The sequence below is a fragment of the Bacillus sp. GMs2/2 genome, from assembly GCF_050172095.1.
In the GTDB taxonomy this organism is placed as follows: domain Bacteria; phylum Bacillota; class Bacilli; order Bacillales; family Bacillaceae_G; genus Bacillus_A; species Bacillus_A cereus.
On sequence record NZ_JBNLYE010000735.1, the window covers coordinates 1 to 1,095 of the forward strand.

Sequence of the window (1,095 nt, forward strand, 5' to 3'; positions counted from 1 at the left end):
GGTTAAAGCAAGATGATAGAAACCGCCTTACATAAGGCGGTTTTTTTATTTGCAATTGTAACAGAACCTGTACATTTCACATAAAATAGGACGAGTAGAAATGCAAACATATTACAAGAAAGGGGCGGGGCAATAAAATGAAACTTGTTATAGACGCAGGGCACGGTGGATATGATTCTGGTGCTGTTGGTAATGGTTTAGTAGAAAAAAACTTAACACTTCAAATTGCTAGACGCGTTCGAGACATTTTAACGGTAAATTACCCAATTACAATTAAAATGACACGTGATAGTGATGTGTTTATTTCTTTATCGGAACGTGCTAATATTGCTAATGCTTTCAGTGCGGATTATTTTATTTCATTTCATATTAATAGCGGCGGGGGTACAGGTTTTGAAAGTTATATTTATAATGCGTTATCCAATAGCAGCACTGCATATGCAAAGCAACAAAAAATGCATACAGCTGTCAATCCTGTATTAATAAAATACGGTCTTCGTGATCGAGGAGCAAAAAAAGAAAATTATGCGGTATTAAGAGAAACCGCAATGGATGCAATTTTAACTGAGACTGCTTTTATTGATACAGCGTTTGATGCAAATTTATTAAAAAATCCACAATTTATTGAAGATCTAAGTCAAGCGTATGCAAATGGAATAGCAGCTATTTTTGGAGTAGCTCCAAATCCACAACCTCCTAACCCACAACCGACACCTCAAACGAAGGGAATCGCTTATATTCTTGGGAAAAATGTAAATTTAAGAAATGGTCCATCAACTTCTTCCTCAGTTATTCGTCAATTAAATTCTCCAGAATCTTACGTTGTATATCAGGAAAGTAACGGATGGCTAGATTTGGGGAATGGACAATGGGTGTATAATGATCCTTCGTACATTAATTTTGTAAAGACAAGCAATAGTGATGGAAGCCCGATTGGGGTTGCATATATACAAGGGATGAATGTAAATTTAAGAAGTGGTCCATCAACTACATCTGCAGTTATCCGCCAATTAAATTCTCCAGAATCTTATTTAGTATATATAAATGAAAATGGTTGGTTAAACCTTGGTGGAAATCAGTGGGTATATAATGACC

The 1,095-nt window shown here is 35.7% G+C and carries 1 protein-coding gene; it reads left to right on the forward strand.

All coding sequences use genetic code 11. The annotated features are described in order from the left end of the window. Positions 1–137 precede the first annotated feature (137 nt). Positions 138–1,095: N-acetylmuramoyl-L-alanine amidase (locus ACQGS6_RS29145; protein ID WP_426966082.1), on the forward strand; the 958-nt coding region annotated here is incomplete at its 3' end.